Source organism: Flavonifractor sp. An100, assembly GCF_002161175.1.
Taxonomy (GTDB): Bacteria; Bacillota; Clostridia; order Oscillospirales; family Oscillospiraceae; genus Lawsonibacter.
The window spans coordinates 1-6,622 of record NZ_NFMA01000043.1; the positions used below are offsets into that span (position 1 = coordinate 1).

The following is a 6,622-nucleotide window of genomic DNA, read 5'->3' on the forward strand; positions in this document are numbered from 1 at the left end:
CCCCGAGACCCCCGGCACCAGCGCCCCCCTCCTGGAAGAGAGCGGCGGCGTGGCCGGCACCGTCCTGCTGAGCGTGAACCCGGAGATCGAGATGGACTATGACGATCTGGGCAACGTGGTGGCCCTCACCGGCCGCAACCAGGAGGCCCAGACCCTGCTGGCCTCCTACACCGGCTATGAGGGCCGGCCCTGTACCCAGGTGGTGGGAGAGCTGGTGGACGAGATCAATGCCCTGGGCTACTTCGACGCCACCGTGGGCGGCCACGAGAAGAACATCATCCTGAAGCTGGAGCGGGGCTCCGTCTACCCCAATGACCAGTTCCTGAACGAACTGGCCGAGGCGGTCCGGCTGGTGGTGGAGACCGACCAGATCGGCTCCCAGGCCGTGACCCTGGACCAAGATGACTACGACGACGCCTACGGGGACAAGGGGTACATCAACGCCTCCGCCGCTCAGAGCATCCTCTCCACCCAGCTGGGCCGGGACGATCTGCAGTTTGTGGAGAAGGAGTACGACCTGGACGACGGGGAGTACGAGGTGGAATTCGTCCTGGACGGCGTGGAGTACGAGTATGAGGTGAACGCCTACACCGGCAAGGTCACCGAGATGGACGCGGAGTTCCAGGACTATGACGACACCGACTATGGCCCGGGCAGCGACGGGATCACCGATTACGGCGTGACTGACTACGACGACACCGACTACGGCCCCAATGCCGACGGGATCACCGACTACGACGACACCGACTACGGCCCCAATGCCGACGGGATCACCGACTATGACGACACGGACTATGGCCCCAACAATGATGGAATCACCGATTACGACGACACCGACTACGGTCCCAACGCCGACGGCATCACCGATTACGACGACACGGACTACGGCCCCAATGCCGACGGCATCACCGATTACGACGACACGGACTACGGCCCCAACGCCGACGGCATCACCGATTACGACGACACCGACTACGGCCCCAATGCCGATGGCATCACCGACTACGACGACTGGGGCGATGACGACGACTGGTACGGCGACCCCACCGGCGAGGACCACTGGGACGACGATGACGACGGCTGGGACGACACGGACTACGACGACCGGGACGACGATGACGACTGGGACGACGATGACGACTGGGACGACGATGACGACTGGGACGACGATGACGACTGGGACGACGATTGGGACGACTGAGCCCCTCCGCCTGCGCCACGAGGTCAAGCACCAGATCTCTCCCCAGGAGGATCTGGTGCTCGCCTCCAGGCTGGGGAAGCTCTTTCCCCGGGACGGCCACGCCGGGCCGGACGGCTCCTACCGGGTGACCAGCCTGTATTTCGACACCCCCTACGATACCGCCCTCCGGGAGAAGCTGGACGGGGTGGACCGGCGGGAGAAGTTCCGCCTGCGGTACTACGGGGAGCGCCCGGATTTTCTCAAGCTGGAGAAAAAATTTAAGGTGAACGGCCTGTGCGGCAAGCGGTCCGCCCGCCTGACCTGGTCGGAGGCGGAGCGGCTGCTCTCCGGGGAGGACGCCTTCCTTCTGGAGCGGGGGGAGCCCCTGCTGTCGGAGCTGTACCACAAGCTCCGGGGGACGCTGCTGCGGCCCAGGACGGTGGTGTGCTATGACCGGGAGGCATTCCTGTACGCCCCCGGAAACGTCCGGGTGACCCTGGACCGGGACCTGCGCACCTGCGGGGACAGCGCCGGCTTCCTGTCCCCAGGAGCCTTTCCCCTCAGGCCCCTGGAGGGGGTGACGGTACTGGAGGTCAAGTACGATGCCTTTCTCCCCGACCTGGTGCGGCTGGCCGTCCAGACGCCGGGCCGCCGGGCGGGGGCCTGTTCCAAATACGCCCTGTGCCGGCGGTTTGACTGAGAACGAAGAAAAGAGGTGTGGCTGCCATGCCCACGTTCACCTTTCAGGACATCTTCAAATCCAGCTTTCTGGAGCGGCTGGACGCGGTCTCCCTGCCGGACGCCGCCATCGCCCTGGCGCTGGCCTTCTGCCTGGGCCTGTTCATCTTCCTGGTCTATAAAAAATGCTACGCCGGGGTCATGTACGCCCCCAGCTTCGGGGTGACCCTCATCGCCCTCACCCTCATCACAACCCTGCTGATCCTGGCGGTGACCAGCAACATCGTCCTCTCCCTGGGCATGGTGGGCGCCCTGTCCATCGTCCGCTTCCGTACCGCCATCAAGGAGCCCATGGATATCGCCTTCCTGTTCTGGGCCATCGCGGCGGGCATCGTGCTGGCGGCGGGGCTGATCCCCCTGGCGGTGGTGGGCAGCCTATTTGTGGGGGTGGTGCTGCTGGTGTTCTCCCGGCAGAAGAACGGGGAGTCCCCCTACATCCTGGTGGTCCACTGCGCCGACCAGGATGTGGAGGGGCAGGTGCGCGCCCTGGTGGAGGCCCGGGTGCGGCGGCTGAATCTGAAGAGCAAGAGCGTGGCCCCGGGCCAGATCGAGCTGAACTACGAGGTGCGCCTGCGGGATGCCGACACGGAGTTCGTCAATGAGCTGGGGGCCATGGAGGGCGTGGGGAACGTGGTGCTGGTCTCCTACAACGGGGACTACATGGGGTGAGGCCATGATCCGCCACCGGCATATCGATCTTATCTGCGGCGGGGCCATCCTATTGGCCCTGGTCCTCACCGGTCTGCTCTGCTTCGGGGAGGCTCTGGGCCTCCGGCCCGCCAGCGCCGCGCCCGGGTACGCCTCCCGCCTCTTTGACGATGGCCGGGTCCACACGGTGGACCTGCGGGTGGAGGACTGGGCGGGCTTTCTTGAAAACGCTCCGGCGGAGGAATATATCCCCTGCACCGCAGTCATCGACGGGGAGGAGTTTTACCAGGTGGGCCTGCGGGCCAAGGGGAACAACTCCCTCCGGCTGACAGAGGAGTACGGCCTGTCCCGGTACAGTCTGAAGCTGGAATTCGACCACTATGTGGACGGGGGCAACTACCATGGCCTGGACAAGTTCTCCCTGGACGCCTCCTTTCAGGACAACAGTTATCTCAAAACGTACCTGGTCTACGACATGATGGACTATATGGAGGTACCGGCGCCCTTGTGTAGCTACGCCTGGGTGACGGTGAACGGTCAGCCTTGGGGGCTGTTTCTGGCCATCGAGGAGCCGGAGGAGGCCTTTGCCCGGCGGAATTTCGGCCCGGATCACGGAGCGCTCTATAAGCCGGACTACCGCTCCCTGAACGCGGAGAACGCCGACGTGGCCCTGCAGTACATTGGCGATGACCCCGACCGCTACCCCAACATCTTTGACAACGCCAAGTTTGACACGGACGGGGCGGACCGGGAGCGGCTGATCCAGGCCCTGCGGGTGCTGTCTACCGGCGAAAATCTGGAGACGGCGGTCAACGTGAACGAGGTGCTGCGATACTTTACAGTGCAGGTCTTTGTGATGAACTGGGACAGCTACCTGGGCCACACCGGGCACAACTACTTCCTCTATGAGGAGGACGGGGTACTCTCCATTCTGCCCTGGGATTACAACTTAGCCTTCGGCACCTACGCCCTGGGCATGACCGATCCCATCCGGGACCCCGACGTGCTGATCAACTGGCCGGTGAACACCCCCGCCCGGGGGGAGGTCATGCTGGAGCGGCCTCTGTATCACAATCTGATGAAAAACAGAGACTATTTTGCCCGGTACCACGCCTATTTCGGCCAACTGCTCTCGGAGTATTTCGAGAGCGGCCGGTATGAGGCAGTCATCCGGCAGGCACAGGTCATGATCGCTCCCTATGTGGAGGTCGATCCCACCACCTTCTGCTCCTATGAGGATCATCTGCTGGCGGTGGACACGCTGCTGGAGGTGTGCCGCCTGCGCTCTGAGAGCATTCGGGGACAGCTGGAGGGGGACTACCCTATCACCCTGGCCCAACAGGGGGCGGGGGTGGACGCCTCCCATGTGGATCTGCGGGCGCTGGGGGATTTCGACGACCTGGAGGCTGCGAAGGAGAGGCAGAATGAGGCCGCGGCAATTGCGGGGGTGGAATAAGAGGGTAGCTCATATTGTTTACTGTCCCGTAAATTTTGAGCTGCCTCCGGCATAAATGGATTACATTATTTCCCTCCGAAAATTACAACGCAGACGGGCAGAAAATGCCTCCCCACTTTGTCGGCGGACGTGCCGCCGGCAAAAGAGGGGAGGCGCTTTTGACCACATTTTCAGCCACAGCGCGATGTGGAGTATACGGAAACAGGATGCTCAAAAAGTGGCGGAAAGCAAGCAGATCGGAGTGTATATCGCTATAAAGTACGAAAAATAGTTAGAAAAAAGTTCCAAAGCCGCTTGGTAAGGATGAGGTCGGCAGTTCGAATCTGCCTAGCAGCTCCAAAAAGCCTTGAAAACTTCGGTTTTCGAGGCTTTTTTGTTGCAATTTTTGATTTTTTAGTGTGGGTCAAAATGTGGGTCAACCAGCTGACCCACACCGTGACCAACATGCGGAAAGGGCTAAAGAGTGCCGGACGGGAAGTTTGCGCTTCCCGCCCGGCTTTTTTCTCTCTGCCCTATATGACCTGTGCCATGAAGCTGCCCATGGTGGCTGCTGCCTCGTCCTGCTTCTGCCGTGTGGCGTGGGTGTAGGTGCGAAGGGTGAACCCGGCATCATAGTGGCCCAGCATGGAGGACACCGTCTTGACATCCACACCGTTCTGAAGGGCTGGGGTGGCGAAGGTGTGCCGCAGATCGTGGAAACGGATGTGGGACAGTCCTGCGTCCTTTAGGATCTTCTTGTGGAGGTTGACTACGGAATCCGGGTGGTACATTTCTCCAGTGATGGGGGAGGGGAACAGGTAGGGGCTGTCCGGATGTTTGTTGTGCTCCTGGATCAGCAGCTCCACCGCTGTCTGCGGGATAGATACCAGGCGGACGGAGTTTTCTGTCTTGGGCCGGGTGAGTTCCAGGGAGCCGTCCGGGTTGCGGACATACTGTTTGCTGACCGAGATGGTTTTGTTCTGGATGTCCACATCGTCCCAGCGTAGGGCCACCAGCTCTCCCTTCCGCAATCCGCTGACCAATTCCAGATAGAACATGGGGAGCAAGTCTCTGGCTTTGGCTGCCTCCAGTTAGGCATGCATATCTTCAGAGGGAAGAATCTGCATCTCGATCTTGCGAGGCTTTGGAGCGATGCAATCTTCAGTGGGATTCCTGGGGATAAGCCGTTCCTTCACCGCCCGTTCCAGGGCCGCATGGAGCATTAGGTGGACGCTGCGGACGGTGGTGGTGCTTAGTCCCTTTGTTTCTCCTTTTCCAACATGTATTCTGCCGTCCTCTAATAACTCCTTGTAGAGCTTCTGTAGGTGCCGGGTGGTCAGTTTTGTTAGTTTGATGCTTCCGATCCTGGGAATGGTGTAGCGCTCGATGATGAGTTCATACCGGTTTGCTGTGGCGGTACGCACATTTGGTTTGGCATAGAGCTCATACCAAGTGGGCAGCCATGTGGCTAAAATAGATGGTCTCGTCTGGGGCTTGGAACTCCGAACATCCGAAGCCGGGGAAATAATCACCAAGCTGTAGGTTAATGACCACTGAGGAGGGGTTGATACCGGAGCGGCTTTCAGTTCGAGATCTGGTGCCGACCCTCTTTTGGAGACACCAGCGTTTCCAGTATTTTGAAGTGTGTGTCCACGGTGAGCAGTGGTGGTGCCGCGAATACTTTACCAGTTGGTTCAGACTGCGGCCATACCTTATCAGCGATATTATTTAGCCAATATTCTGTTTTCAATTGTCTCAATACTGGATGTTGGGATTGGAATAGTCTTTGATCCGCTTTTTAAGCAGCGTAGAAATATGTGTTTGTCAAACGAAAATGTGAGCAAAAGGGCCCCAAAAAAGTGAGCACCTTCAGCACCAGATTTCATGTCGTGAGCAATGTTTTTCCCAAGTACCAAATGCTCACCTTTTGAGTACCCGGAAAGATGAGGGCCTTTTGCAAGAGTGAGTGCCCTGGGGGCCTAATGCTCACATCGGTCCCCCGGAGGCCAAACGCTCGCATCGGTGCCAATAGGGGCCAAGTGCTCACATCGGTGCCCAAAGCCCTTTTGCACTAATTTTGAGTACCCTAAGTGTATGCCCTCTGGCGGTTTAGGGACTGGGTAAGCCGGTAGCTTTCCCCAGAGAAAATCACAATATGGCTGTGGTGGATAAGCCGGTCAACGAGCGCCGCAGTCAGGCGGTTGTCCCCAAAGACAGTGTTCCACTGAGAGAACTCCAGGTTTGAAGTAATAATCAGGCTCTTGCGCTCGTAGCAATCGGAAATCACTTGGAACAGCAGTTCAGCGGCGTCCTTGTGCAGAGGGACGAAACCAATCTCGTCAATCACAACAAGCTCTACCTTTTTCAGCGTACCCAGGTAATTGTTCAAGGTTCCCTTGGTGTTCTTTTCCAGCAGTATGTTTGCCAACTCAGCCGCAGTAAAGAAACGGACACGCCGCCCCTCCTGGCAGGCTTTCAAAGCAATAGCCGTAGCCAGATGGGTCTTTCCCGTCCCAACGCTCCCCATAAAAATCAGGTTCTCTTTTGGGGCAAGGAACTGGAGGTCGGTCATGTATTCCTGTGGCAAGCCGCCAGGAAGTTCAATGGCGGAGTTCCACACA

At 59.3% G+C, this 6,622-nt stretch carries 7 protein-coding genes; 4 read left to right on the forward strand and 3 right to left on the reverse strand.

Annotation, left to right across the window (positions count from 1 at the left end; genetic code table 11):
- The 4 genes from B5E43_RS14525 to B5E43_RS14540 form a co-directional block, all read left to right on the forward strand.
- The coding region (locus B5E43_RS14525) for a PepSY domain-containing protein (RefSeq protein ID WP_087397870.1) at window positions 1-1,201 on the forward strand (1,201 nt) is incomplete at its 5' end.
- On the forward strand, window positions 1,170-1,880 hold the full coding sequence (locus B5E43_RS14530) for a polyphosphate polymerase domain-containing protein (RefSeq protein WP_087337285.1): 711 nt from the start codon (window positions 1,170-1,172) through the stop codon (window positions 1,878-1,880). The genes B5E43_RS14525 and B5E43_RS14530, both read left to right, overlap by 32 nt.
- 26 nt (window positions 1,881-1,906) lie before the next feature.
- On the forward strand, window positions 1,907-2,587 hold the full coding sequence (locus B5E43_RS14535; RefSeq protein WP_087268431.1) for a DUF4956 domain-containing protein: 681 nt from the start codon (window positions 1,907-1,909) through the stop codon (window positions 2,585-2,587).
- Between the two features lie 4 nt (window positions 2,588-2,591).
- Window positions 2,592-4,022 carry a CotH kinase family protein gene (locus B5E43_RS14540; protein WP_158099074.1) on the forward strand — a complete coding sequence of 477 codons (1,431 nt, stop codon included), beginning with the start codon at window positions 2,592-2,594 and terminating at the stop codon, window positions 4,020-4,022.
- Between the two features lie 512 nt (window positions 4,023-4,534).
- Here B5E43_RS14540 and B5E43_RS15580 read toward each other — a convergent pair.
- The 3 genes from B5E43_RS15580 to istB all read right to left on the reverse strand — a co-directional run.
- Window positions 4,535-5,059: a site-specific integrase gene (locus B5E43_RS15580; protein WP_242964854.1), complete on the reverse strand. Its 525-nt coding sequence runs from the start codon at window positions 5,057-5,059 to the stop codon at window positions 4,535-4,537.
- Between the two features lie 33 nt (window positions 5,060-5,092).
- Window positions 5,093-5,533, reverse strand: a complete 441-nt coding sequence (locus B5E43_RS15585; protein ID WP_275533027.1) for an N-terminal phage integrase SAM-like domain-containing protein — start codon at window positions 5,531-5,533, stop codon at window positions 5,093-5,095.
- 554 nt (window positions 5,534-6,087) lie between these two features.
- The coding region (gene istB / locus B5E43_RS14550) for an IS21-like element helper ATPase IstB (protein WP_206407013.1) at window positions 6,088-6,622 on the reverse strand (535 nt) is incomplete at its 5' end.

Excerpts from the sequence above, each read along its gene's own strand:
- B5E43_RS14530 (WP_087337285.1), top strand. The coding sequence starts at position 1,170 with ATGACGACTGGGACGACGATTGGGACGACTGAGCCCCTCCGCCTGCGC.
- B5E43_RS15580 (WP_242964854.1), bottom strand. The coding sequence starts at position 5,059 with ATGTTCTATCTGGAATTGGTCAGCGGATTGCGGAAGGGAGAGCTGGTG.
- B5E43_RS14535 (WP_087268431.1), top strand. The coding sequence starts at position 1,907 with ATGCCCACGTTCACCTTTCAGGACATCTTCAAATCCAGCTTTCTGGAG.
- B5E43_RS14540 (WP_158099074.1), top strand. The coding sequence starts at position 2,592 with ATGATCCGCCACCGGCATATCGATCTTATCTGCGGCGGGGCCATCCTA.